The 23,766-nt window shown below is 71.0% G+C and carries 23 protein-coding genes; 18 read left to right on the forward strand and 5 right to left on the reverse strand.

The annotated features are described in order from the left end of the window. From ACTZWW_RS03385 to ACTZWW_RS03395, 3 genes are all read right to left on the reverse strand, one after another. The coding region (locus ACTZWW_RS03385) for a hypothetical protein (protein ID WP_444779528.1) at window positions 1–401 on the reverse strand (401 nt) is incomplete at its 3' end. 130 nt (window positions 402–531) lie between these two features. Continuing rightward, entirely contained in the window at window positions 532–1,404 is an 873-nt protein-coding gene (locus tag ACTZWW_RS03390) for a branched-chain amino acid aminotransferase (RefSeq protein ID WP_444779529.1), read from the reverse strand. Window positions 1,405–1,549: 145 nt separating this feature from the next. Then, window positions 1,550–2,056: a BA14K family protein gene (locus ACTZWW_RS03395; protein ID WP_444779530.1), complete on the reverse strand. Its 507-nt coding sequence runs from the start codon at window positions 2,054–2,056 to the stop codon at window positions 1,550–1,552. 214 nt (window positions 2,057–2,270) lie between these two features. Between ACTZWW_RS03395 and gshB the strand changes: the two genes are divergently transcribed. The 15 genes from gshB (at window position 2,271) to def (ACTZWW_RS03470) (ending at window position 16,599) form a co-directional block, all read left to right on the forward strand. Next, window positions 2,271–3,215 (forward strand): glutathione synthase, encoded by a 945-nt coding sequence (gshB, locus tag ACTZWW_RS03400; RefSeq protein WP_444779531.1) that lies wholly within the window; start codon window positions 2,271–2,273, stop codon window positions 3,213–3,215. Between the two features lie 259 nt (window positions 3,216–3,474). Beyond that, window positions 3,475–4,035, forward strand: coding sequence for a peptide deformylase (def, locus tag ACTZWW_RS03405; RefSeq protein ID WP_444779532.1), 561 nt, complete (start codon window positions 3,475–3,477; stop codon window positions 4,033–4,035). A 4-nt stretch (window positions 4,036–4,039) separates the two neighbouring features. Next, entirely contained in the window at window positions 4,040–4,984 is a 945-nt protein-coding gene (gene fmt / locus ACTZWW_RS03410) for a methionyl-tRNA formyltransferase (protein WP_444779533.1), read from the forward strand. Window positions 4,985–4,986: 2 nt separating this feature from the next. After that, window positions 4,987–5,754: a tRNA pseudouridine(38-40) synthase TruA gene (gene truA / locus ACTZWW_RS03415; protein WP_444779534.1), complete on the forward strand. Its 768-nt coding sequence runs from the start codon at window positions 4,987–4,989 to the stop codon at window positions 5,752–5,754. A gap of 183 nt (window positions 5,755–5,937) precedes the next feature. Continuing rightward, window positions 5,938–7,245, forward strand: coding sequence for a 3-oxo-tetronate kinase (gene otnK, locus ACTZWW_RS03420; protein WP_444779535.1), 1,308 nt, complete (start codon window positions 5,938–5,940; stop codon window positions 7,243–7,245). An 80-nt stretch (window positions 7,246–7,325) separates the two neighbouring features. Then, entirely contained in the window at window positions 7,326–8,309 is a 984-nt protein-coding gene (locus tag ACTZWW_RS03425; protein WP_444779536.1) for a TRAP transporter substrate-binding protein, read from the forward strand. Window positions 8,310–8,587: 278 nt separating this feature from the next. Next, on the forward strand, window positions 8,588–9,145 hold the full coding sequence (locus ACTZWW_RS03430; protein ID WP_444779537.1) for a TRAP transporter small permease: 558 nt from the start codon (window positions 8,588–8,590) through the stop codon (window positions 9,143–9,145). A 6-nt stretch (window positions 9,146–9,151) separates the two neighbouring features. Next, a complete protein-coding gene (locus ACTZWW_RS03435) occupies window positions 9,152–10,426 on the forward strand; it encodes a TRAP transporter large permease (RefSeq protein ID WP_444779538.1) in 1,275 nt (424 codons plus the stop codon). 8 nt (window positions 10,427–10,434) lie between these two features. Continuing rightward, window positions 10,435–11,880 (forward strand): aldehyde dehydrogenase family protein, encoded by a 1,446-nt coding sequence (locus tag ACTZWW_RS03440; protein WP_444779539.1) that lies wholly within the window; start codon window positions 10,435–10,437, stop codon window positions 11,878–11,880. A gap of 221 nt (window positions 11,881–12,101) precedes the next feature. Further along, on the forward strand, window positions 12,102–12,851 hold the full coding sequence (locus ACTZWW_RS03445; protein ID WP_444779540.1) for an SDR family oxidoreductase: 750 nt from the start codon (window positions 12,102–12,104) through the stop codon (window positions 12,849–12,851). Window positions 12,852–13,215: 364 nt separating this feature from the next. Next, window positions 13,216–13,395 (forward strand): light-harvesting antenna LH1, beta subunit, encoded by a 180-nt coding sequence (gene pufB / locus ACTZWW_RS03450; protein ID WP_444779541.1) that lies wholly within the window; start codon window positions 13,216–13,218, stop codon window positions 13,393–13,395. A gap of 10 nt (window positions 13,396–13,405) precedes the next feature. After that, window positions 13,406–13,549, forward strand: coding sequence for a light-harvesting protein (locus ACTZWW_RS03455; RefSeq protein ID WP_444779542.1), 144 nt, complete (start codon window positions 13,406–13,408; stop codon window positions 13,547–13,549). A gap of 239 nt (window positions 13,550–13,788) precedes the next feature. Further along, window positions 13,789–14,574, forward strand: coding sequence for a hypothetical protein (locus ACTZWW_RS03460; RefSeq protein ID WP_444779543.1), 786 nt, complete (start codon window positions 13,789–13,791; stop codon window positions 14,572–14,574). A 43-nt stretch (window positions 14,575–14,617) separates the two neighbouring features. Further along, on the forward strand, window positions 14,618–16,090 hold the full coding sequence (locus ACTZWW_RS03465; protein WP_444779544.1) for a BCD family MFS transporter: 1,473 nt from the start codon (window positions 14,618–14,620) through the stop codon (window positions 16,088–16,090). Continuing rightward, window positions 16,087–16,599: a peptide deformylase gene (gene def / locus ACTZWW_RS03470; RefSeq protein WP_444779545.1), complete on the forward strand. Its 513-nt coding sequence runs from the start codon at window positions 16,087–16,089 to the stop codon at window positions 16,597–16,599. The genes ACTZWW_RS03465 and def (ACTZWW_RS03470) overlap by 4 nt, the downstream gene beginning before the upstream one ends. 40 nt (window positions 16,600–16,639) lie before the next feature. On the opposite strand, the gene ACTZWW_RS03475 is transcribed toward def (ACTZWW_RS03470), so the two are convergent. Beyond that, a complete protein-coding gene (locus ACTZWW_RS03475) occupies window positions 16,640–17,074 on the reverse strand; it encodes a VOC family protein (RefSeq protein ID WP_444779546.1) in 435 nt (144 codons plus the stop codon). A gap of 64 nt (window positions 17,075–17,138) precedes the next feature. Then, window positions 17,139–17,978, reverse strand: a complete 840-nt coding sequence (locus ACTZWW_RS03480) for a helix-turn-helix domain-containing protein (protein WP_444779547.1) — start codon at window positions 17,976–17,978, stop codon at window positions 17,139–17,141. Window positions 17,979–18,212: 234 nt separating this feature from the next. Between ACTZWW_RS03480 and ACTZWW_RS03485 the strand changes: the two genes are divergently transcribed. The 3 genes from ACTZWW_RS03485 to ACTZWW_RS03495 are packed head-to-tail and all read left to right on the forward strand — an operon-like array spanning window position 18,213 to window position 23,764. Beyond that, window positions 18,213–19,613 carry a Wadjet anti-phage system protein JetA family protein gene (locus ACTZWW_RS03485; RefSeq protein WP_444779548.1) on the forward strand — a complete coding sequence of 467 codons (1,401 nt, stop codon included), beginning with the start codon at window positions 18,213–18,215 and terminating at the stop codon, window positions 19,611–19,613. Then, window positions 19,600–20,265 carry a DUF4194 domain-containing protein gene (locus ACTZWW_RS03490; RefSeq protein WP_444779549.1) on the forward strand — a complete coding sequence of 222 codons (666 nt, stop codon included), beginning with the start codon at window positions 19,600–19,602 and terminating at the stop codon, window positions 20,263–20,265. Before ACTZWW_RS03485 ends, ACTZWW_RS03490 begins: the two co-directional genes overlap by 14 nt. A 13-nt stretch (window positions 20,266–20,278) precedes the next feature. Beyond that, entirely contained in the window at window positions 20,279–23,764 is a 3,486-nt protein-coding gene (locus ACTZWW_RS03495; RefSeq protein ID WP_444779550.1) for an SbcC/MukB-like Walker B domain-containing protein, read from the forward strand. Window positions 23,765–23,766 lie beyond the last annotated feature (2 nt).

Consider the following 23,766-nt stretch of genomic DNA (forward strand, 5'->3'; position numbering starts at 1 on the left):
CCGCCGCCGTTGCCGCCGCCGCCGCCACCGCCGCCGCCGCCGCCGTCACTCGTACCGCCGCCCGTTGCCGAGCCTCCGGAGGGCGCGGCGCCGCCCGCGATCGAGCCCGGCGCGGCCGAGCGGTCGCCGTCGGTCGAGCCGTCGCCGAAGAGGTCCGGCTGCTGCGCCGGGCCGCGGCGGATCGAGCCGGTCACGAGCACATCCAGGAGGGGTGCTCCCCGGCACAGGCAGCGTAGCTCGCCGCCGGTGCGCGTCACGAGCCGGCAGCTCGCGTACTGGCCGCCTTGCACATAGCCCATGCAGAGGTCCGGCGTCTCCTGCGCGTGCGCCGGGAGAGGTGAGAGAGCCGTGAATGCGGTCGCCACGAGAGGGACCGCCAGGAAGTGAAGGGAACGTCGCATGTCCGTTGCTCCGCGAAAGGAACCGCATGCCGAACCAAGCGCGGCATTGAGACTGTGTTCCTTCTGGGGCAACCAAATACGATGCAACAAAGGCGAGCGGCGCCGCTCGTCGCGGCGCGATCCGCTCAGCTCAGGCGGCGGCCGCCGTGTCGTGGGCGAACTCCCAGTAGAGCTCGCGCGCGCGCCGGGCGACGGGGCCGGGCTGGAGCTCGCGGTCGTCGATCCTCACCACCGGCGTGATCTTGGAATAGTTGCCGGACATGAAGATCTCGTCGGCGCCGAGGAAGTCCTCGTAGGTGAGCGCGCATTCGCGCACGGTAGCGCCGGAATGTCCGAGAAGGTCGATCGCACGCTGGCGGGTGATCCCGTTCAGGAACGTGCCGTTCGGCACCGGGGTGAGCACCTCCCCGCCGCGCACCATGAAGATGTTCGAGGTCGCGGTCTCGGCGACGTTGCCGAGCATGTCGAGCACGAGCGCGTTGTCGAAGCCGCGGTCGAGCGCCTCGCGGAGCGCACGGGCGTTGTTGGGGTAGAGGCACCCGGCCTTCGCGTCCGTGGGCATGGTCTCGAGCGAGGGGCGGCGGAAGCGGCTCTTGGTGATGCGCGCGCCCTTGCCGGCGGGCGGCAGCGGCGCCTCGAACAGGCACAGGCAGAAGCCGATGTCGTCCGGGTCCGGCAGGATCGTCGAGGCGCCCTCGCCGTGGCCCCAGTACATCGGCTTCACGTAGAGCGCGACGTCCCCGTCGAAGCGCTTCACGCCGTCGTGGGTGAGCCCGACGATCGTCTCGGCGCGCATCGTCGGGTTGAGGCCGATCTTCCGCGCCGACTCGTTCACCCGCGCCGCGTGGCGCGCGAGATCGGGGGCGACGCCCTCGAACACGCGCGCGCCGTCGAAGACCATCGAGGCCAGCCAAGAGGCGTGGCTGCGCGGTCCCATGATGCCGGGGTTGCCCTCGTGCCAGTCGCCGTCGAACCAGGTCCAGGTGCGCGAGAAGGTCGCCAAGGCCGCCTCCAGAATCATGTGTGCGTGCGGGATCGGTCAGTGATGCTGTCCCGATCGAACCCTGCCGGGCCGCCCGCGTCAATTCGGAAAAGCACCCCGGACCGATGACGAGTGCTGATGGCACCCGTCAATCTGCGTGATCCGATCAGGGGGCGCGGCAGTAATGCCGGCGTCCGTCGTATCCCAGGAAGGTGAACGAGTGGGGGTCGAAGGACCGGTACCTGCGCGCGCAATAGGCGATCGCGTCCGCGTCGTACCGCACCCGGGGCGCGCGCACGACCGGCGGCGGCGCGGCGAGCGCCTGGCCGAGGATCGCCCCCGTCGCGAGCCCGATGATTCCCGCCGCCACCGCCGCGCCCGGGTCGTGCCGGTAGACCGGCGGATACGTGTCGCGCGGGTAGCGGTAGCGATACACCGTGCGCGGGCGGATCGGCCGATGCTCGTAGACGTAGCCGTCGTAGTGGCGCCGGCGGTCGTAGTAGACCGGCCCGCGATAGGCCTCGACGTGGAAGGAGATGCCCGGGTGGCCGCCGTCGTAGTTCGGGCTCGCGTAGTACGGGCCGCGCCCATCGGCGGCCGCCGGCCCGGCAGCGCCGAGCGCCGCGAGCCCGAGGGTCGCCGCGGCGAGCAGGGTGAGGAGGAGGTTTCGCATGGTCGTGACGCCTCGTTCTCGGCGCGTCCCTCGCCCCCGCCGGCCGCGCGCGTTGTGAGCGGGAGGATAGCAGGGATGGGCGCCGCGCCCAATCCCGGAGCTTCAACCATCCGCGGCCCGCGTCCGTTCCGGGGCGGGTGCGCGCGCCGCGCGCTTCCCGTCCGCCCGCGCCGCCGCTATGGTCCGCCCGCGTAGAACCCGAGGACGACACCCCATGCCCCTCACCGTCGCCGTCCAGATGGACCCCATCGAGCACATCAGAATCGCGGGCGACACCACCTTCGCCCTCCTGCTCGAGGCGCAGCGGCGCGGGCATGGGCTCGTCTACTTCACGCCCGACAGGCTCTCGATGCGCGACGGGCGCGTCGTGGCGCGGGTGCGGGATCTCGCCGTGCAGGACGTCGAGGGCGCGCACGCCATGCTCGGCGCGCCCCGGCGCATCGCGCTCGAGGACGCGGTCGACGTGGTGCTGATGCGCCAGGATCCGCCCTTCGACCTCGCCTACATCACCGCCTCGCACCTGCTCGAGCGGGTGCACCCGAAGGTCCTCGTCGTCAACGACCCCCACCATGTCAGGAACGCGCCGGAGAAGATCTTCGTCACCGAGTTCCCGCACCTGATGCCGCCGACCCTCATCTCCCGCGACAAGGAGGAGATCGAGGACTTCCGTCGCGAGCACGGCGCGGTGGTGATGAAGCCGCTCCACGGCCACGGCGGCGCGGCGGTGGTGCGCTTGACGCCGGACGACCCGAACTTCGGCTCGCTGTTCGACCTGTTCTCGGTCACATTCCGCGAGCCGTGGGTGATCCAGAAGTTCCTGCCCCGGATCACCGAGGGCGACAAGCGCATCCTCCTCGTCGACGGCGAGGCGCGGGGCGCCATCAACCGCGTGCCGGCGGCGGGCGACATCCGCTCGAACATGGTGCGCGGGGGCGGGGCGGTGGCGACCTCGCTCACCGACAAGGAGCGCGAGATCTGCGAGACGATCGGGCCGCACCTGAAGCGCATGGGCCTGATCCTGGTGGGCATCGACGTCATCGACGGGCTGCTCACCGAGATCAACGTCACCTCGCCCACCGGCGTACGCGCCGTGCGCAAGCTCGGCGGGCCGGACGTGGCGGTCGACGTCTGGGACGCGATCGAGGCGAAGCGCGGCTGACGGGTTCGCATCCTCCCCGCAGGCGAGGACGGAGGCCGCAGGCCGGAGGGTGGGGACGGCGGCGGCCCGGCTCGCCTGATCGATCGAACGGCCCCACCGCCCTCGCTTCGCGCGGACTCCTCCCCTTCGGGGAGGAAGCGCGATCTCGCCCGTCGTCGGCATAGTGGACGGCGTGGAGCGCCGTTGACCCGCGCCGTCACGGCGCTTATCTCGACCTCATCCCGCTTTCTTCGCGAAGCCGCACGTCCGAGCCCGCCCCGTGAGCAAGATCGTCAAGCTGCCAGATCCGCGCCTGCGCCTCGTCTCCGAGCCCGTCGCCGCCATCGACGAGGACGTGAAGGCGCTCGCGCGGGAAATGCTCGAGGCGATGTACGCCGCGCGCGGCATCGGGCTCGCGGCGATCCAGATCGGCATCCCAAAGCGCCTCGTCGTGGTCGACCTCGGACGCGAGATCGAGGGCGAGACCGAGCTCGACGAGGACGGGGAGGAGGTGCCCAAGTACGAGGCGGACCCGCAGGTCCTGGTCAACCCGGAGATCCTCTGGCGCTCCGAGGAGACGCGCCTCTACGAGGAGGGCTGCCTCTCGATCCCGGACTATACCGAGGAGGTCGAGCGCCCCGCGCGCATCCGCGTGCGCTGGACGGACCTCGACGGCGCCGTCGTCGAGCGCGAGGCGGACGGGCTGCTCGCCACCTGCATCCAGCACGAGGTCGACCATCTCGACGGCAAGCTCTTCATCGACTACCTGTCGCGGCTCAAGCGCGAGCGCGTGGTGAAGAGGTTCGCCAAGGCGGCCAAGCGCGAATCCGAGACGGCCTGACGCGATGAGCCTGCGCGTCGTCTTCATGGGCACGCCCGATTTCGCGGTGCCGACCCTCTCCGAGATCGTCGGCCAGGGCCACGAGGTCGTCGCCTGCTACACCCGCGCGCCCGCGCCGGCCGGCCGGGGCATGGCCGAGCGGCCGTCCCCGGTCCACAAGATGGCGGACGGCTTCGGCATCCCGGTGTTCACGCCGCGGTCGCTGCGCACGGAGGAGGCCGCCGAGATCTTCCGCTCGCACGGGGCGGACGTGGCGGTGGTCGTCGCCTACGGCATGATCCTGCCCCAGGCGATCCTCGACGCGCCCGACATCGGCTGCCTCAACCTGCACGCCTCGCTGCTGCCGCGCTGGCGCGGCGCGGCGCCGATCCAGCGGGCGATCATGGCGGGCGACGCGGAGACCGGCGTCGCGGTCATGCGCATGGAGGCCGGGCTCGACACCGGGCCCGTCGCCATGGTCGAGAAGGTCGCCATCGGCCCCGACACGACCGCCGGCGAGCTGCACGACCGCCTCTCGGTGCTCGGCGCGGACCTGATGGCGCGCGCGCTCGCCGCCCTCTCGCGCGGCTCGCTCGCCTTCACGCCCCAGCCGGAGGAGGGCGTCACCTACGCCGCCAAGATCACCAACGGCGACGCCGAGATCGCCTGGACGCTGCCGGCCAAGCGCGTCCACGACCAGGTGCGTGGCCTCTCGCCCTTCCCGGGCGCCTTCTTCACCGCCGATCTTGGCCGCGGGCCGGAGCGGGTAAAGGTTCTCCAGACGACGCTCGCGGAGGACGTGGGCGAGGGCGTGCCGGGTACGCTGCTCACGGGCGACGGCGTCGTAGCCTGCGCCGAGGGCGCGGTGCGCCTCGTCACCGTACAGCGCCAGGGCAAGGCCGCGATGAGCGCCGCCGATTGGCTGCGCGGCGCGCGGCTCGAGCCCGGCGCGCGGCTCGGCGGCGGCTGAGGATGCCCCGCTACAAGCTCGTGGTCGAATACGACGGCACGCCGTACTCGGGCTGGCAGTACCAGGAGAACGCCCGCTCGGTGCAGGACGTGGTCGAGCGCGCCATCGCCGGCTTCTGCGGGCATGCCGTGCGGCTCCATTGCGCGGGGCGCACCGATACGGGCGTCCACGCCACGCATCAGGTGGTCCACGTCGATCTCGAGCGGGCGTTCCGCACCGACACGATCCGCGACGCGGCGAACGCCCACATGCGCGACGATCTCGTCGCGGTGGTCTCGGCCGCGCCGGTGACGGAGGCGTTCCACGCCCGGCTCTCCGCCGTGCGGCGGCACTACACGTATCGTATCCTCAACCGCATGGCCCCGCCGACGTTCGACCGCACCCGCGTCTGGCACGTGCGCCAGGGGATCGACGTCGCCGTCATGCAGGCCGCGGCGGACACGCTCGTCGGCCATCACGACTTCACCACCTTCCGCGCCAGCCAGTGCCAGGCGCGCAGCCCGATGAAGACGCTCGAGCGTCTCGCCGTCGAGCGGGTGGGCGAGGAGGTCCGGGTGCACGCCGCCTCGCGCTCCTTCCTGCACAACCAGGTCCGCTCGATGGTCGGCACCATCGTGCTCGCCGGCATCGGCCGCTGGTCCGTCGCCGACGTCGAGGCCGCGCTCCTCGCCCGCGATCGCACCCGCTGCGGTGCGCTGGCGCCGCCGCACGGTCTCTACTTCGTGGGCGTCGACTACGCCGAAGGCTCGGACGCGCCGCCGGGTGGTTGACGGCGGCGCATGCCGACGCCGAACGTGCGCGATGCGCGAGATGCGGCGAAAACCCCGCGATCAGCGCGCGTTTTCCAATCCGTCTGCGCCGAAAGGCATGGGAACTGCCCCGTTGCCGCGGCCGTCGCGACTGTCTAACGTACCGCGAACGAGAGGGCGCTCACGCGCTCCATGGGGAGGACGATGGACGGTCACGCACAGGCGGGCGCCACCGCGCGCGGGCTCGCCCTCGGTTGTATCGCTGACGATCACACCGGCGCGACCGATCTCGCGAACACGCTCGCACGCGCGGGCCTCTCCGTCGTCCAGACCATCGGCGTGCCGGGGCCCGACGTCGTCCTGCCGGAGACGGACGCGCGCGTCGTCGCCCTCAAGATCCGCTCCACGCCGGCCGAGGAGGCGGTGGCGAAGGCCCGCGCCGCCCGCGATGCGCTCGTCGCGGCGGGTGCCGGGCACGTCCTCTACAAGATCTGCTCGACCTTCGATTCGACGGACGCCGGCAACATCGGCCCCGTCACGGAGGCGCTGCGCGCGGACGCGGGCGCCGCCATCGTCCCGGTCTGCCCGGCTTTCCCGGGCACGGGTCGCACGGTCTACCAGGGCCATCTCTTCGTCGGCGACAGGCTCCTCTCCGAGAGCCCGCTGAAGGACCACCCGCTCAACCCGATGCGCGACTGCGACCTCGTGCGCGTGCTCGCCCGCCAGTGCCCCGCGCCGGTCGGGCTCGTCGCGCATGCGGACGTGCGCGCCGGCACCGACGCCATCGCCCGGCGGCTCGAGACGCTCGCGGGCGAGGGGAGGGGGGCTGCGATCGTCGACGCGATCTGCGACGCCGACCTGATCCCGCTCGGCGAGGCCGCGCTCGCCCACCCGGTGTCCACCGGCGCGTCCGGCCTCGGCCACGGGCTCGCGCGGGCGCTGATCGCGTCCGGCCGTGCCCGGGAGAGCGCGTCCGCCGCGCTGCCGGAGGTCGGCGGCCCCGCCGTCGTGCTCGCCGGCTCCACCTCGGCGGCGACGCGTGCGCAGCTCGACGCCGCGCAGGCGCTGATGCCCGTGCTGCGCATCGACGCCGAAGCAGCCGTCGCCGACCCCGAGCGCGCGCTCGCCGATGCGCTCGCCTTCGCCCGCGAGACGCTGCCTTCCGGCCCGGCCGCCATCGCCACGAGCGCGGATCCGGACGCCGTCGCCGCGGTCCAGGCGCGCTTCGGCGCGCGGATCGCCGGCGCGGCGCTGGAGAGCCTGATGGCGCGCATCGCCGAGCATCTCGTCGCGCTGGGCCTGCGCCGGCTCGTGGTCGCCGGCGGGGAGACGTCCGGCGCGGTCGTCGAGGCGCTCCAGATCAAGGCCCTGCGCATCGGCGACGAGATCGCGCCGGGCGTGCCGGCGACGCTCGCGCTCGGCGCGCCGGCGGGGGCGCTCGCGCTCGCGCTCAAGAGCGGCAATTTCGGAGGAGAGGATTTCTTCGCCCGCGCGCTGGAGGCGCTGCGCTGACGCGTGCGGGTGCGGGAAACCGCGGGCGCCGGGTGCGCTCGCGTAACGAAACGAGAAACGAACGGGAGGACGAAGACCCCATGTTCCACACGACCCTGAAGGCCGCGATCGGCGGCGCGGCGCTGCTCGCGCTCGGCATCGGCGGCGCCCAGGCGCAGCAGGCGCTCAAGCTCGGCTACTCGCTCGCCCCGACCTCGCACTACGGCGTCGGCGCCACGGCGATGGCCGAGTCGCTCGCGGAGCTCTCCGGCGGCAAGTTCACCATCGAGCAGTTCCCCGCCAACGCGCTCGGCGGCGAGCGCGAGATGGTCGAAGGTGCCCAGATCGGCACCGTCGACATCGTCATCACCTCGACGGGCCCGGTCGGCAACTTCGTGCCCGACACGCTCATCACCGACATTCCCTTCCTGTTCCGCGACTACGACCACGCGCACGCGGTGCTCGACGGGCCGATCGGCCAGGAGATCCTCGACCAGTTCCCCAACCATGGGCTCATCGGGCTCGCCTGGGGCGAGAACGGCTTCCGTAACCTGACGAACAACGTGCGCCCGATCCGCACGCCGGAGGACACGCAGGGCCTCAAGGTGCGCACCATGGAGAACCAGGTGCACATGCGCGCCTTCCAGGAGCTCGGCGTGCTGCCGACGCCGATGGCGTTCCCCGAGCTGTTCACCGCGCTCCAGCAGGGCACCGTCGACGGCCAGGAGAACCCGATCGGCGTGATCCTGTCGGCGAACTTCTCGCAGGTGCAGGACCACCTCACGCTGACCCAGCACGTCTACTCGCCGGCGCTGATCATCCTCTCGCCGGTCGTCTGGGAGGGCCTCACCGACGAGGAGAAGGGCTGGTTCGAGGAGGCCGCCGCCGCCGGCGCCGCCGCCATGCGCGTGAAGGTGCGCGAGGACGCGGACAACGGCGTCGCCATGCTCAAGGAGCAGGGCATGCAGGTCGTCGAGGACCCGGACCGCGCCGCCTTCGAGGCGGCCCTCCAGCCGGCCTTCGCCGAGTTCGCCCAGCGCTTCGGACAGGACAAGATCGACGCCATCCGCAATGTGGGGATGTGATGTCGCGCCCCTCTCCCGATTGGGAGAGGGGCCGGGACCGAGGGTGAGCGGCTCGAAGACCGCTACGGGCCGCTCGCCCCACCTGTCATCCCGGATTGCGAAGCAAGTCCGGGACCCATAACCGCCACGGTCGGCTTGCGCGCGCATGGCGCGCGCATCGCACCGCGGCAGATAGTCGACGGTCGTGCGAAGCGGCGTGAACGCCGCAAGTCGATCGTCGGAGGCTCTGGGTCCCGGGTCGCCGTCGGCGCCCGGGATGACATCCGGATACGACCACCATGCTCGCCCTCCTCAAGCTCGTCGACCGCACCGTCTTCCACGTCGCGCTCACGCTGGCGATGGTGCTGCTCGTCGCGATGGCGGGCGTGTCGTTCTACCAGGTGATCACCCGCTTCGTGTTCGAGCAGCCTTCGACCTGGTCGGAGGTGACCTCGCGCTCCCTGCAGATCTGGATGGTCTACATCGGCCTCGTCGCGGCCTTCCGCACGGGCTCGCTGATGGCGGTGGACATGCTCCAGCGCCTCGCCCCCCGCCGGCTCGAACTCGTCGTGATCTGCGCCGTCGCCGGCCTCAACCTCGGCGTCCTCGCGGTGATGTTCTGGCACGGCTGGTCGATGGCGGAGCGGGTGCGCTTCCAGACGCTGGCGGGGGTGGACAACCCCTTCGGCGGCGGCGGCATCTCGATCGCGCTCGTCTACACCGCCATTCCCGTGGGCGCCGCGCTCTCGATCGTCGCCGTCGTCGCCCGGCTCGCCGAGGAGATCGACCGCGTGCGCAGGCGCGCGCCCGTCGACGACGCGGAGACGGCCGCGCAGCTGAAGCGCCAGGAGATCTGACCCGCCATGTCGACCTTCATGCTCGCCGGCATGGTCTTCTTCATCGCGCTCGGCGCCCCGATCGCCATCGCCATCCTGGCCGCCTCGATCGGCGGCATCGCCTTCTTCACGCCGTTGCCGCTCGTCCTCGTCGCGCAGAAGCTGATGACGACGATCGATTCGTTTCCGCTGATGGCGATCCCGTTCTTCATCCTCGCCGGCAACCTGATGGAGGCGGGGGGCATCTCGCGCCGCCTCGTCGAGTTCGCCAAGGCGCTGGTGGGCGGCGTGCAGGGCGGCCTCGCCGCGTCGTGCGTGCTCACCTGCATGATCTTCGCCTCGGTGTCCGGCTCATCGGTGGCGACGACCTTCGCCATCGGCGCGATCATCATCCCGGCCATGGTCAAGCACGGCTACCCGAAGACCTTCGGCGCGAGCCTGCAGGCGACCTCGGCCGAGCTCGGCGTGATCATCCCGCCCTCGATCCCGCTCATCCTCTACGGCGTCGCCGCCGAGGTCTCGATCGGGGAGCTGTTCGTCGGCGGCATCGGGCCGGGGCTGCTCATCGGCGCGGCGCTGATCCTCTACGTCCTCGTCGCCTGCCGCATCAACGGCTGGGGCAAGGAGGACCACATCGGGCGCCTGCCGCTGCTGGCGGCGACGCGCCAGGCCGCGTGGGCGCTCGCGATGCCGGTGATCATCATCGGCGGCATCTACCAGGGCGTATTCACGCCGACCGAGGCCTCCGTCGTCGCCGTCGTCTACGCGCTCCTCGTCGGGACGCTCGTCTACCGGGCGATCTCCTTGCGCGACCTCGTCGGCGTGCTGCGCCGCTCGGTGATCTCGTCGACGATCATCATGTTCATCATCGCGGCGGCGGGGCTGTTCTCTTTCCTGATCACCCGCGCCGGCGTGCCGGCGGCGATCTCCGCCTGGATCACGAGCGTGGTGTCCGACCCGGCGATGTTCCTCCTCGCGGTGAACGTCTTCCTGTTCCTGGTGGGCATGTTCATCGAGACCTCGGCGGCGATCATCGTGCTCGCGCCGATCCTCGCGCCGGTCGCGATCGCCTTCGGCGTCGACCCGGTTCACTTCGGGCTGATCATGGTCGTCAACCTGGCGCTCGGGATGATCACGCCGCCCTTCGGGGTCAATCTCTTCGCCGCATGCCAGGTGGCGCAAGTTCCCCTGGAGCGGATCATCCGCCATCTCGTACCCTTCGTCCTCGTGGTGGTGACGTGCCTGATGATCATCACCTACGTCCCCGAGCTGACGCTGTTCTTCCGTAACCTCGCCTATTGAGAGCGACCATGACCGTTCCCGCGCCCAAGCTGCTCATCGGCGGCGTCTTTCAGGATGCCGCCGCGGGCGAGCGCATCCCCGTCATCGATCCCTCGACCGGCGAGCCGCTCGGCGAGCTCGCCCGCGGCCGCGCGGCCGACGTCGAGGCCGCCGTCAGGGCGGCCAAGGTGGCGCTCGACGGGCCCTGGGGCCGCATGACGGCGACCGAGCGCGGGCGCATCCTCACGCGAATCGCCCAGGGCATCCTCGACCGGGCCACCGACCTCGCGATCCTGGAGGCGCGCGACGTCGGCAAGCCGCACGCTCAGGCCAAGGCCGACGCGCTCGCCTGCGCGCGCTATTTCGAGTTCTACGGCGGCGCCGCCGACAAGGTCCATGGCGACACCATACCCTACCAGGCCGGCTACCAGGTGATGACCTGGTACGAGCCGCACGGCGTCACCGGGCACATCGTGCCGTGGAACTACCCGATGCAGATCATCGGGCGCTCTGTGGGCGCGGCGCTCGCCATGGGCAACGCCTGCGTCGTCAAGCCCGGCGAGGACGCCTCCCTCACCGCGCTGATGATCGGCAAGATCGCGCTCGAGGCCGGCCTGCCCGACGGCGCGCTCAACATCGTCACCGGCTACGGCGAGGAGGCGGGCGCACCGCTCGCCTCGCATCCCGACGTGGCGCACGTCTCCTTCACCGGCTCCGTGCTGGTCGGCCAGAAGATCCAGGAGATGGCGGCGCGCAACGTCGTGCCCGTCACCCTGGAGCTCGGCGGCAAGTCGCCCCAGCTCGTCTTCGCCGACGCCGATCTCGAGGCGGCTCTGCCCTTCCTGGTGCGCGCCTCGGTGCAGAACGCCGGCCAGACCTGCTCGGCCGGGTCGCGCATCCTCATCGAGCGGCCGATCTGGGACACGGTGGTCTCGGCGCTGGTCGAGCGCTTCTCGGCGCTCACCGTCGGGCCCGCGCTCGACGATCCCGACGTCGGCCCCATCGTCAACGCCCGGCAGCGCGATCGCGTGAAGGGCTTCATCGCGCGCGCCGAGGCCGGCGGCGCGAAGGTGCTGGCGCGGGGCCGCGTGCTGGACGACGCGCCGGACGGTGGCTTCTACGTCGCGCCCGCGCTGTTCGGGCCCGTCGACCCGGACGCCGAGCTCGCCCGCGACGAGATCTTCGGCCCGGTCCTCTCGCTCGTCCCCTTCGAGGGCGAGGAGGAGGCGGTTCGCATCGCAAACGGCACCGACTACGGCCTCGTCGCCGGCGTCTGGACCCGCGACGGCGGGCGCCAGCTGCGCATGGCCAAGCGCCTGCGCGCGGGCCAGGTCTTCGTCAACAATTACGGCGCCGGCGGCGGCGTCGAGCTGCCCTTCGGCGGCGTCGGCAAGTCGGGCCACGGCCGCGAGAAGGGCTTCGAGGCCCTCTACGGCTTCGCCCAGCTGAAGACCGTGGCGGTGAAGTACGAGTGAGAAATGCTCCCCTCTCCCTCGCGGAGAGGGGCTGGGGGTGTGGGGCGTTCAGGGCCGATCACGGGGTCGATGCAGGTCTCTGCGGATGTCGTGCGGCATGAGCGTCGAGATCGTTCTGCACGCCCCCCACCCCCGACCCCTCCCCACCAGGGGGAGGGGAGACCGTCGGCGGCTGCCATCGACGGCGCGGAACTACGTTCAACAGCGGGAAGGACAACACCATGCGTCTGGCAGGCAAGGTCGCCGTCATCACCGGGGCGGGCTCCGGGTTCGGCGAGGGGATGGCGAAGCTGTTCGCGCGCGAGGGCGCGAAGGTGATCGTCGGCGACATCGCCGAGGAGGGCGGGCGCCGGGTCGCCGCCGAGATCGGCGAGGCCGCGCGCTTCGTCAAGGCGGACGTGACGAAGGCCGCCGACGTGCAGGCCATGGTCGACGAGGCGAGGAGCGCCTTCGGGCGGCTCGACATCCTCGTCAACAACGCCGGCTTCGCGCATCGCAACAGGCCGATGCTCGAGGTCGACGAGGAGACCTTCGACCGGATCTACGCCGTCAACGTCAAGGCGATCTTCCACGGCGCGCACGCGGCGATCCCGGTCTTCCGGGAGCAGGGCGGGGGCGGGGTGATCCTCAACATCGCCTCGACGGCGGGCGTGCGCCCGCGCCCGGGCCTCGTCTGGTACAACGGCTCGAAGGGGGCCGCGATCACGCTCACCCGCGCCATGGCGGTGGAACTCGCCCCGGAGAGGATCCGGGTCGTCGCCATCAACCCCGTCGCCGGCGAGACGGGCATGCTCGCCACCTTCCTCGGCGAGGACACCGAGGCGCGTCGCGACCAGTTCCGCGCGACCATCCCCATGGGCCGCCTCTCGCAGCCCGCCGACATCGCCAACGCGGCGCTGTTCCTGTGCTCGGACGAGGCGGCGTTCCTGACGGGCGTCTGCATGGAGGTCGACGGCGGGCGCTGCATCTGACGCCGAAACCTCCGACCGGGGTATCCTTCGCGCAGGCGGGCCGCGCGGCCACGCGGTGGGACGAGCGTCGCGGACGCGGCAGCCGCCGCTCGCCTGCCCCGGCGGGGTGTCCGTAACGACACGGACCCGAAAAGCGGAATGCCGAGGGGGCGGGCCGCCGCCTGGGCATGCCGCACAAATCTTTGCCACGTATTGTTTTTCTCCGCGCGCGCGACGTCGCGCGGCGATGCTTCTGCTTCCTGAGTGTCAACTCAACCTTACAGTAATAGCTGTAACAAAACATTGACACTGCAAGAGCTCGGCCATAGGATGCGAGTGCCTGACCGGGCTCATTCCCGCAGGCGATTCCGAAAGGAGCGTGCGCATGCACAGCGAAAAGCAGACGCTGGATATCGATGATCCGGATCGCATCTGGCCCACCGGGCTGACCATTCGTGAATCCGAGGAGCTCCACAAGCACGTCATCGACGGCGCGCGGGTGTTCTTCGTGATCGCGCTGATCGCCCACATCCTCGCCTTCGTGTTCACGCCCTGGGGCGGATGAGGAGAACGTCATGAATCAAGGTCGTATCTGGTGCGTCGTGAGCCCGACCGTGGGGCTGCCGCTCTTCCTCGGAAGCGTGGCCCTCATCGCGTTCGTGGTCCACTTCGCGATCCTCGACAACACCACCTGGTTCGCCGCCTACTGGGGCGGCTGACACGGACGGCCGATCCCCCGGGCCGCCTTCGCGGAGGGGCGGGCGCACGCACCCGCCCCCTGCGGCCCTCCGGCGCGAGGCCCGCCCGCCCTCGATCGACGGGCGGTGCGTGATCGACGGAGGCAGCGCGCGCTCGCGCGCGCGACGTGATTCGCATGAGTGATCGCGCGAGTGATCGCATGCCGGTTTCGGCGGGCCGCGCGATGCGGCCCGGACCCGGCGGGAACGGGAGAGCGCACATGGATTCGGGGTCCACACAGGTCATCGGCATCTTCCGCTCCGAGCCCGCGGCCGACGCCGTGGACGCCGCCCTCGCGCAGGCCGGCTTCGAGGAGCGCCGGGTGATCCGCCCGCAGCCGCGCGTCGCCGCCGGCGGTGAGGGCGTGGGAGAGAGTGTGGGCGAAAGCGCTATCGCCGAGGCGCCCATCGCGGCACCCGCGATCTCGGCATCGGCGCTCGACGCCGCCGCCGTGCGCGCCGCCGTCGCGGACGGGTACCTGCCGGGCGCGCTCTCGCGGGCCTATGTCGGCCTGCTCGAGGCCGGCGCGGTCGTGGTGAGCGTCAAGGCCCCCTTCGGCGAGGGCGCGGCGGCAGAGGCGATCGTGCGCGACGCGGACGGCTGCGAGCCGGCACCGGAGGCGCCGCCCCCGCGCAACCCGGCCCCCTTCTCCACGGGCTTCGGCATCCCGGTGCTCACGCGCACGCGCTCGCGCACGGAGCTGATTCCGAAGTGGTCGTTCTCCGATTTCCTCGGGATCCGCGTTCTCTCGGGAAATCGCGCGCCGCTCTCGCGTGCGCTGGGCATGGCGACGCTGTCGGGCAAGCCGGCGGAGCGCAAGAGCACGAGCTTCGGCCTGCCGCTCCTGGCCGGCGGCGCCGCGCCGCTGTCGTCGTCGTTCGGCCTGTCGACGCTGAGCACGCCCAAGCGCGCGTGGGAGACGAGCTTCGGCATGCCGCTGCTCACGCGTTCGGCCGCACCACTGTCCTCCCTCCTCGGGCTGCCGGTGCTCACCAGGAAGCAGTAGCCGCGCCCCGAAGGCGCGCGCTCGTCACCCCGCGAGGACGCAGATGATCTCCCTGCGGAGTCGATTGGTGTCCGTATGGTCGGGTCTCGGCCCGCGCTGGCTGCCCTTCGCCGACGTCGCGACGCCGGATCTCCCCCTCGCACGCCTCCTGCGGCTGTCGCTGTTCCAGGTCTCCGTGGGGATGACGCTCGTCCTCCTCGTCGGCACGCTCAACCGCGTGATGATCGTCGAGCTCGGCGTCGCAGCGAGCGTGGTCGCCGTGATGGTGGCGCTGCCGGTCGTCGCCGCTCCTTTCCGCGCGCTGATCGGCCACCGCTCCGACACGCATCGCTGCGCGCTCGGCTGGCGGCGCACGCCCTTCGTCTGGAAGGCGACGCAGCTCCAGTTCGGCGGCTACGCCATCATGCCCTTCGCGCTCCTCGTCCTCGCCGGCGCCGGGCACGCGGCGGACGCCCCGGCCTGGCTCGGGCTCGGCGCCGCCGCGCTCGCCTTCCTGCTGGTCGGCGCGGGCGCGCACGTCCTCCAGACCGCGGGCCTCGCGCTCGCCACCGACCTGACCCCGCCGGAATCCCATCCGCGGGTGGTGGGGCTCATGTACGTCACGCTGCTGATGGGCATGATCGCGAGCGCCCTCGTCTTCGGCGCGGCGCTCGAGGACTTCACGCCGGGCCGCCTCGTGCAGGTGATCCAGGGCGCGGCCGTCGCCTGTATCGTGCTGAACGGCATCGCCTTCTGGAAGCAGGAGCCGCGGGACGCGCAGCGTGGCCGCGCGCGCGCCCCCGATCCGAGCTTCGCCGAGAGCTGGGCGCGGTTCCGCGCCGGCGGGCGGGCCATGCGCCGGCTCGTGGTGGTCGGCGTCGGCACGATGGCCTTCGGGATGGCCGACGTGCTGCTCGAGCCCTTCGGCGGCCAAGTGCTCGACTGGAGCGTCGCGGCCACGACGAAGCTCACCGCGCTCCTGGCGCTCGGCGGCCTCGCCGGCTTCGCCGTCGCCTCCCGGGTACTCGGCCGCGGCGGCGATCCGTACCGCCTCACCCTCGTCGCCGCGGCGATCGGCGTGCCGGCCTTCGGTCTCGTCATCGTCGCGGCCCCCACCGGCTTCGCCGCCACGTTCCTCGCCGGCAACGTCCTCATCGGCTTCGGCGCGGCGCTGTTAGGGCACGCGACGCTAACCGCCACGATGAGCCTCGCGCCGCCCGGCCAGGCGGGCCTCGCGCTCGGCGCCTGGGGCGCCGTGCAGGCCACCGCGGCGGGCGTCGCGCTGGCGCTCGCGGGCGTCATCCGCGACGTGGTGACGCTCGCGACGGGCACCCTGGAGACGGCGGCCCCCTTCGGCGGTGCGGCGGCGGGCTACGTCACGGTCTACGCGCTCGAGATCCTGCTCCTCGTCGTCACCATCGCCGCGGCGCTGCCGCTCGCGCGGCGCGCCGCCGGGCGGGCGATGGAGGCGGGAGAGGCGCGGGAGCGCCTCGAGCCGGGCGAGCCCGCCTCCGCCCGCGCGCGGCCCGTGCCATGAGCCTGCGCCCGATCCTAGAGGCGCCCGACCCGGCGCTGCGCGCCGTCGCGGCCCCGGTCGCGCGCTTCGACGAGACGGTGGCGGCGGCGGTCGCGGACCTGCTCGAGACGATGTGCGCCCACCGGGCGGTCGGACTCAGCGCACCACAGATCGGGGACGCGCGCCGCATCGCCGTGATCGACCCGCACGGCGACGGCACCGCACCGGAGGCCTTCGTCAACCCGCGCCTCGTCGCGCGCGGGCGGGCCTGGGGCTTCGTGCAGGAGAGCTGCCTCTCGCTGCCCGGTGTCGTCGCGAGCGTGTGGCGCGACACGCGGGTGCGGGTGTCGGCGCAGGACGCGCAGGGGCGCTCCTTCGAGCGCGACCTCGCCGGGATGGCGGCGGTGAGCCTGCAGCACGAGATCGACCACCTCGACGGTCGCCTGTTCGTCGACCGGCTCTCGCCGCTCAGGCGCTGGGCGGTGCGCCGCCGGCTGGGGGCGGCGGCGCTGGGCCCGCCGGCGGCGTGAGGCCGAGTGCCGGCCTGCGCAGCCCTACGGCAACATGAACCTACAGCGGCGCGCCGTCCGCCGTCGGCCAGTAGGTGCCGATGCTCCAGAGATTGCCCTCGGGATCGCGGAAGGCGAAGTCGCGCGTGCCATAGGGGGTGTCGCGCACCTCGGCGGTGATGGTCGCGCCCGCGGCCTTCGCCCGCGCGAACGCGGCGTCGATGTCCGCGACCGCGAGGTAGAGCGCGTCGGTGCGGCGGCCCCCGCGCGGTCCCACCTCGGCGCCGTAGGCGTCGTCGCGCTCCTGGCCGAGCATCAGGATCGAGGGACCGAGCACGAGCTCGGCATGGACGACCGGGCCGGCGGCGTCGTCTCCCTCGCGGTAGACGACGCGTTCGCGAAAGCCGAGCGCCGCGACGAGCCAGGCGATCATCGCCTCGGCATCGGTGCAGCGCAGCGTGGGGAAGAGGCAGGGTGCGGTGTGCGGCGTGCTCATCGGGTCCTCCATCGTGAGAGGCCCGCACGCTACGGCCCGCGAGCGGGTGGGTCTTGACGCTTTGTCACCTGGTCTCGGGCGCCTCTCCGGCGCGCAGGGCCTCGGCACCGCGGCCGATCCGGCCGAGCCAGTGCGTCGGCGTCGCGCCCGACAGTGCGCGGAACTCGCGCACGAGATGGGCCTGATCGGCGAAGCCGCAGGTCGCGGCGACGTCGGCCCAGGTCGCGTGCCCGGACGCGGCGACGACGCAGGCGCGCCGGAAGCGGACCATCCGCGCCAGGGTCTTCGGGCCGACGCCGAGGTGCCGGGTGCTCAGCGTCGCGAGATGCTTGCGCGAGATGCCGATGTCCGCCGCGATCCCCGCGATCGAGACCGCGCCGCCGGCCCGGGCGATGGCCGCGCACAGATGCGCGATCTCCGGCCGCGCCGCCGGGAGCGCGCGCGCGAGCAGGAACGCCTCCGCGAGGTCGAAGCGCGCCTCCCACGTCGCCGCCTCGCCCAGGCGCCGCCGCAGGTCCCGCCCCGCGTGGCCGAGCGCGTCCTCGATATCGACCATGCGCGAGGCGACCTCGCCGGCGAGGCCGCCGAGGAAGCGGTGCGCACCCAGTGGCGTGAAGTCGATCTGCAGGCACTCCGCGCCGCCGTCGGAGCGGATCTCGACGGGTCCGGCGTGGAGGCCCGCCAGGAAGCTCGGCTGCGCATCCGCCCGCGTCGGCGTGCGGCCGAAGGCGATGCGGAAGGGACGGCCGAACGAGACGATCAGCGGCACGACGAGCGTGGCGCTCTCGTGCTGGACCCGCAGCCCCGGCGCGTGCTCGCGGTAGCCCGCGAGCGAGGCGACCACGCCCGCGAGCGCGGGGTGCGGCACCCGCCGGACGAGCTCGAGCGGGGACGGCTCGGGCATGGTAGGACCTCCCGGTTCGGGTCTAGGGGCATCATCGCACGGGAGGCATGGCCGGGCGAGGGGCGCGCACGTTCGCAGAAGGCTTCGCCGGACGCCCCCGTCGGCGGACCCGCCGCTGGACTCGTGGGGCGGCGGCGGCAGCGATCGACCCCGGCACCGCTTGCGATTGCGCCCGCGCAGGATTCGACCTAGCTATTCGTAAGTGCTCTCTCGCTCGCCTCGTCGGTGGTCGGAATGCTGCTCTTCCAAGCCCTGCCGGTCGACATTTTCAGGCCGCTCTCCAACAAGTATCGAGCCGCTTACGCGCAGATCCTCTCGCGCCTGAATGCGGGACTATTCTCGATCGACTATCCCGATCAGCCGACGAAGGAAGACGTCGTCGTCGAGATCGAGGAGGCGATCGCCGGCTACCTGCGCGGCAACCCGGAGCTCGACCGGGAGGACTTCGGCCTGACGCCGCGAGACGTCTACGTCGAGCTGTGTGAGACGGGCTGGCTTCAGGAGATCCGTGAGGCTTGGACGATCTTCGTCGGTATGGACGAGCGCGTCTCACGGCTGCTCGATCGGCTGTGCCAGCTGCATCAGCCCTCCGACGAAACGATCGGCGGCGCCATCAGCACAGTCGTCAACGGCCTGGAGGACGCGGTCGGCGACCCCGAGTCCAAGAGCATCGGCGTCCAGGAGGCCGCCAAGCGTGCCAAGCAGTTCTCTCGACACATGCGTGGGGTCATCGGATCGCTGAAGGCGATCGAGCAGGAAATTCTGACGGAGGCGTCGCTCTCCGGCGTCGTCACCCGCTTCTTCGACGATTTCGTCGACCGCATCGTCATTCGCGATTACAAGACCATCACCGTCGGCGGCAGCAACCCGTTCCTTCATCGACACCGGGCGTTGGGCCTCGCCCGTGACATCGTCGCCGACACGTCCCTGTTCATGCGCCTCTGCGACGGCTACGTCGCGACCGGTATCGCGGCCGATCGCGCGGAAGCCGAAGCCACCCTCAATCGCCACATCGCGGACATCGAGCACGCATTCGCGGCCATCGAGCGCTTCCGCTGGCGGCTCGACGCCTCGCGGTCGCGCGTCGAGCAACGCTTCAAGAACACCGTGCGCTACATGGATCTTCTCGACGCCGGCAAGGTCGACGCCTTCCTCGGCGCCCTGTCGGCCTGCGCTCCGCTCGGCGACCTCGATGGTGACGACGACGTGCCGACGACGATGGGGCTCGTCGACAACACGACCTGCCTCGATGACACCGTCCTCCCCGAGCCGGACCGTCGGCGCGAGCCGATCGCGACCCGTCGCTCGCGCCCCGTTCCTCCCGACCCCGTCTGGCAGGAGTTCGAGCGCCTGAAGCGGGCCTTCGACAACCGCGTCGCGATCACGCACGAGCGCATCGGGAACTTCGCCGCACGCGCTCTCGGCGAGGCGGGCGAGGCTCGAGCGGGCGAGATGATCGTGGACGGCCTGGAGGACTTCGTGCTCTTCTCCGCGCTGCAGATCCTGCGCAAATGGCCCGATCGCATGCCCAAAGGCTTCACCATCGAGGCGCTCGACACCACCACGGGAAACGATTGGATGGATTTCGGCGACTTCCGAATCGCCAGGGAGCGCCCGCGTCATGGCTCTGAATGAGCTCGAGGCGATCCTCGATCGAAGCGAGGACGACAGCGAGGCGCTCGAGCGCGACCTGCGCCAGGTCGCGCGCGCGCTCCTGGAGAGGCAGTTCCTCGTCGCCGACGATCACGGCAACCCGCGGCGCTTCGAGCTCGTGCGCGCACACCGTCGCTACTTCGAGAACCTGTTCCATGCGCTCGGATACGAGCTCGTTCTCGATGAGCGGACGCGAGTCGTGGGGATCAAGAACCGAGCCGAGGCCCCGGCGCGCCCGTTGAAGCGCGACCATGCGCTGTTCCTGCTGGCGCTGCGCATCGTCTTCCAGCAGGCGATCGAGAGCTTCGCGCTCGACGCGGGCGGGCGCTGCCGCACGACGGTCGAGGACGTCTGGTCCCTGATCGAGGAGAGGGCGCAGGGCGTCCTGCGGCCGCGCACGCGCGGAGCGACGATCGAGATCGCCCGCGAGTTCCAGAGAAACGGCATCTGCCGCCTTCTCGAGGAGGAGGAGAGCGGGGGCCGCATCCCGCTCGAGATCCGTGACGTGATCACGCTCATCGTGACGATCGATGCCGCGGAGAAGCTCAGGGCGTACGCGCGAACCCTCCAGCCGGAGAACGCCGGGAGCGACGGCTTCGCGACGGCCGATCCGGCCGCTTCGGACCGAGGCTGAGGGAGCCGACGCGATGAGACCGACCTTCTTCGAGCTGCGCAACATCTCCTTCGTGAACTGGTATCTGTTCGCCGCAGACGACATCGCGATCGAAGGCAGTGTCGCGCTCGTCGGCGCCAACGGCACGGGCAAGAGCTCGATCATCGACGGCATCCAGGTCGTCCTGTCGGGGAACTCCGCCCATCACTATCGCCTCAATTCCTCTGCGCAGCAGAGCGTGGAGACGAAGCGGACCGTGCTCGCATACTGCCTGGGTGTCCTCGACGACGTGTCCGACGCTCAAGACGGCATCCGATCCCAGTGCCTGACGTGGCTCATGCTCGGCTTCAAGCACAAGACGACCGGCGAGGAGATCACGATCGGCATCAGCATGGCGGCGAAGCTCGGCGAGGGTCGCGTCCGCGACGAGGCGCCCTTCATCGTGCACGATCGCATCCTGCGCGCTGCCGACGTGACGCGATCCGGGGTCGATGCCGAAGGCCCGTGGATCGAGGCTCTCTCGTTCACCGAGGTCAAGGAACGGCTCGAGGCGGAGGGCGCGCGCGTCGAGAAGTTCCCGAACGCGACGCGCTTCATTGCGGAATACGCGACCGTGCTGGGCCCACGACGCGGACAGATGGACTACCAGCGCTTCATGCGCAGCCTGCGTAACGCAGTCCAGTTCAAGTCGGCGGTCAATCCCAACGATTTCATTCGCAAGAATATCCTCACCAACGAGCGGGTGGACATATCCGGCCTGCGCCTGTCGATGGCGAGCTACAAGGCGATCAAGGAGCGGATCACGCAGCTCGAGAAGCGGATAGAGGACATCGGCAGGGTCGGCGAAGCCCATCGCGAGGTGGTCTACCGCCGCAATCTCGTCGGCCGCCAGAGGCTGGTCCTGGAGCACGCCAAGCTGCTGCGGGTGCAGCGCAGGTGCCGCGACACACGAAGCGAGCGGGACGCGTGTCTCGCCGACATCGAGGAGATCGCCTCCCGCCTCCCCGAGCTCGACGCCGAGCGGACGCGAGCCAATGAGGCCAGAGACGAGGTCGTCCGACGACGGGCGGAATCGTCCGTGGAGCGTGAGCGTCAGGGGCTTTTCGGCGAGATACGCCTGCTCGAGGAGAAGAAGGGGCGCGCTGTCCAGGAGCTCGCGCCCGCCGCTCGGGCCATCGTCGTCACCCGCGGGCTGTCTGCGAAGGCGCGTGAGTTCAACGGGGGCCTCGCCGATCGGCTCGAGCGGATCCCCGAACCCGTGCCGGGCGACATCGACGAGCAGCTCGGGGCGCTCCTTCGCGGGAGCCTTCGGGCCGATCTCGAGACGCTGAGGGAGAAGATCGGCAGGCTCGCCGCGAAGGCCGAGAGGGAGCGCGACGCGATCGAGGAGGACATCGCCCGCCTAGAGGAGAACTTGGCGCGCGTCGGCGAGGGGAAGCTCCCGCTTGATCACCGCACGACCCTTCCTCTCATGGCGACGCTGAAGCGCGCCGGTATCGAAAGCATGGCTCTGTGCGAGGCGGTAGATGCCATCGCCGACGAGAGCTGGCGCGACGCCGCCGAGGCCGCCCTCGGGCGCTCGCGGGAGGCGCTTCTCGTCGATCCCGCGGACTACGACCGCGCCTTCGACGCCTACCGGGCCGCCGGCATCTGGGACGCGCAGGTGGTCGACACCACGAAGACGGCCGGCACGCCGGCTGCGAAGGATGGCTCGCTCGCGACGATGATCCTGACGGCGAACCCGCATGCGCGCGCGTTCATCGACTTCCGGCTCGGCGGGGTCATGATGGTCGAGACGGCGTCCGAATCGCGCGGGCACGGCAGCGCGATCACCAAGGACCTGATGTCGTCCGGCTCGCGGGTCGTGCGAAAGCTGAAGCGGCCGGACCGGTATCTGCTCGGGCGCGCCGGCTCTCAGGACCATCTGTCGAGCCTCGCGGTCGAGATCGACGAGCGGCGAGGCGACCTCGATCGCGCGACACGAGACGCGCTGCGCCTGCGCGAACGCGAGCGCGACGTGTCTCGCGTGCTCGAGGCGCTCGAGGAGGCGCGCAAGCTCCCGCTGGCCGACATCCTTCGGCGCCTGAGCTTCGTCGAGGGCGAGATCGAGCGGTGCGAGGATCGGCTCGAGCAGCTCGAGGAGTGGGCGGAGGACTTCGAGGCGCAGATCGCGGCGGCGGATGCGGCGCTCGGCGCCGCCGAGGCCGCGGCCACCGATCGACGCCTGCGCATCGCGCGCGGCGAGGAGAAGGCCGAGGCGCTACGCGCGACGCTGACCGCGCTGCGAGCCGAGGAGGCGGACGCCGATCTCGCCCGATCCCGCGTGATCGAGGAGATGGCGGACCCGGAGTTGCATCTCGAGCAGATCCAGGCCTACTGGGACGACATCCATCCGCGCGGCGAGGAGGGTGTGGCCGCCCTGGCCTACGCAGCCGCCCGCGAGCTGAGCTTCGACGGCGCGACCATCGAGCGCTTCATCGCGGACGTCGATGAGCGCGTCCGCCGCAATACCCCGATCCTTCAGCGCGTTCGCGACCGCCTGCTCGAGGCGCTCGGCGAGTACCTGCGCCTGCACGACGTCGCAGCGCCCGACTGCCTGGGTAACGAGGAACGCGACATCGCCGAGATCGGAGCCTGGATCGATGCGGAACGACACCGGCTCGTCGAGAACGAGCTCCTGAACTATCGCCAGAAGGCTCAGGATGCGCTGGAGAGCGTGCGGGAGCAGCTCGTCGGCGACTTCATCGCCAAGATGCGCGACGAGATCGAGAAGATCGAGCAGGAATTCCGCAACCTCAACCGGCAGCTCGCGAAGACGCCTTTCCACGGCTTGACGCTGGGCTTCGTCAAGCGCCGCGACCCCGACCGCGAGCATATGCTCTCGCTGATCGAGGCCGGATCCGACGTCGCCTGGGAGGGCTCGCTCTTCGAACGGCGAAGCGAGTTCGACGACGGGCTCGGGAAGGCGCTCGCGGAGCTGGAGGGTTTCGTCGACGACCCTGATCGCAACATCGACGAGATCACCGATCCGAAGCTTTATTTCACCTACGACGTGGTGATGAAGGATGAGAACGGGAGGGAGCAGACCGACCTCTCCAAGCGTCTGGGGACGGCGTCCGGGGGCCAGGTCCAGGCGCCGTTCTACGTCGCGCTCGCGGCTGCGATCAAGAGCGCCGCCTATCCCGGCAATCAGGCCCATGACGGCGGCGTTCCCCTCGCCCTGTTCGACGAGGCATTCGGAAAGATGGACGACGCCTCGATACGGAGCTGCCTCGACTTCATGGACGAGATCGGCCTCCAGGTCTTTCTCGCGGCGCCCGACAGCAAGCGCATCACCTTCTCGCAGATGGTGCAGACCGTGATCTCGATCGCACGCAGCGGGCGTCACTTCACCGTCGACGTTCAGCGCATCAAGGCGCGCACGCACGAGACCTTCCTGGAGGAGAACCCGAGCTTGCACGAATTCGACGCATTCCGTCGACGCATGCTGGAACAGCGCGACAAGACGGCCGCGGAGTGATC

Origin of the sequence: Salinarimonas sp. NSM, from assembly GCF_052380005.1 — a bacterium.
Classification (GTDB): domain Bacteria; phylum Pseudomonadota; class Alphaproteobacteria; order Rhizobiales; family Beijerinckiaceae; genus Salinarimonas.

Bases quoted from the DNA above. Each gene is read 5' to 3' on its own strand.
- ACTZWW_RS03480 (WP_444779547.1), bottom strand. From the start codon at position 17,978: ATGCCCGAGCCGTCCCCGCTCGAGCTCGTCCGGCGGGTGCCGCACCCC.
- truA (WP_444779534.1), top strand. From the start codon at position 4,987: ATGCCCCGCTACAAGCTCGTGGTCGAATACGACGGCACGCCGTACTCG.
- ACTZWW_RS03435 (WP_444779538.1), top strand. From the start codon at position 9,152: ATGTCGACCTTCATGCTCGCCGGCATGGTCTTCTTCATCGCGCTCGGC.
- ACTZWW_RS03490 (WP_444779549.1), top strand. From the start codon at position 19,600: ATGGCTCTGAATGAGCTCGAGGCGATCCTCGATCGAAGCGAGGACGAC.
- ACTZWW_RS03485 (WP_444779548.1), top strand. From the start codon at position 18,213: ATGCTGCTCTTCCAAGCCCTGCCGGTCGACATTTTCAGGCCGCTCTCC.
- ACTZWW_RS03425 (WP_444779536.1), top strand. From the start codon at position 7,326: ATGTTCCACACGACCCTGAAGGCCGCGATCGGCGGCGCGGCGCTGCTC.
- otnK (WP_444779535.1), top strand. From the start codon at position 5,938: ATGGACGGTCACGCACAGGCGGGCGCCACCGCGCGCGGGCTCGCCCTC.
- fmt (WP_444779533.1), top strand. From the start codon at position 4,040: ATGAGCCTGCGCGTCGTCTTCATGGGCACGCCCGATTTCGCGGTGCCG.
- ACTZWW_RS03440 (WP_444779539.1), top strand. From the start codon at position 10,435: ATGACCGTTCCCGCGCCCAAGCTGCTCATCGGCGGCGTCTTTCAGGAT.
- pufB (WP_444779541.1), top strand. From the start codon at position 13,216: ATGCACAGCGAAAAGCAGACGCTGGATATCGATGATCCGGATCGCATC.
- gshB (WP_444779531.1), top strand. From the start codon at position 2,271: ATGCCCCTCACCGTCGCCGTCCAGATGGACCCCATCGAGCACATCAGA.
- def (WP_444779545.1), top strand. From the start codon at position 16,087: ATGAGCCTGCGCCCGATCCTAGAGGCGCCCGACCCGGCGCTGCGCGCC.
- ACTZWW_RS03475 (WP_444779546.1), bottom strand. From the start codon at position 17,074: ATGAGCACGCCGCACACCGCACCCTGCCTCTTCCCCACGCTGCGCTGC.
- ACTZWW_RS03460 (WP_444779543.1), top strand. From the start codon at position 13,789: ATGGATTCGGGGTCCACACAGGTCATCGGCATCTTCCGCTCCGAGCCC.
- ACTZWW_RS03395 (WP_444779530.1), bottom strand. From the start codon at position 2,056: ATGCGAAACCTCCTCCTCACCCTGCTCGCCGCGGCGACCCTCGGGCTC.
- ACTZWW_RS03445 (WP_444779540.1), top strand. From the start codon at position 12,102: ATGCGTCTGGCAGGCAAGGTCGCCGTCATCACCGGGGCGGGCTCCGGG.
- ACTZWW_RS03430 (WP_444779537.1), top strand. From the start codon at position 8,588: ATGCTCGCCCTCCTCAAGCTCGTCGACCGCACCGTCTTCCACGTCGCG.
- ACTZWW_RS03495 (WP_444779550.1), top strand. From the start codon at position 20,279: ATGAGACCGACCTTCTTCGAGCTGCGCAACATCTCCTTCGTGAACTGG.
- ACTZWW_RS03455 (WP_444779542.1), top strand. From the start codon at position 13,406: ATGAATCAAGGTCGTATCTGGTGCGTCGTGAGCCCGACCGTGGGGCTG.
- ACTZWW_RS03465 (WP_444779544.1), top strand. From the start codon at position 14,618: ATGATCTCCCTGCGGAGTCGATTGGTGTCCGTATGGTCGGGTCTCGGC.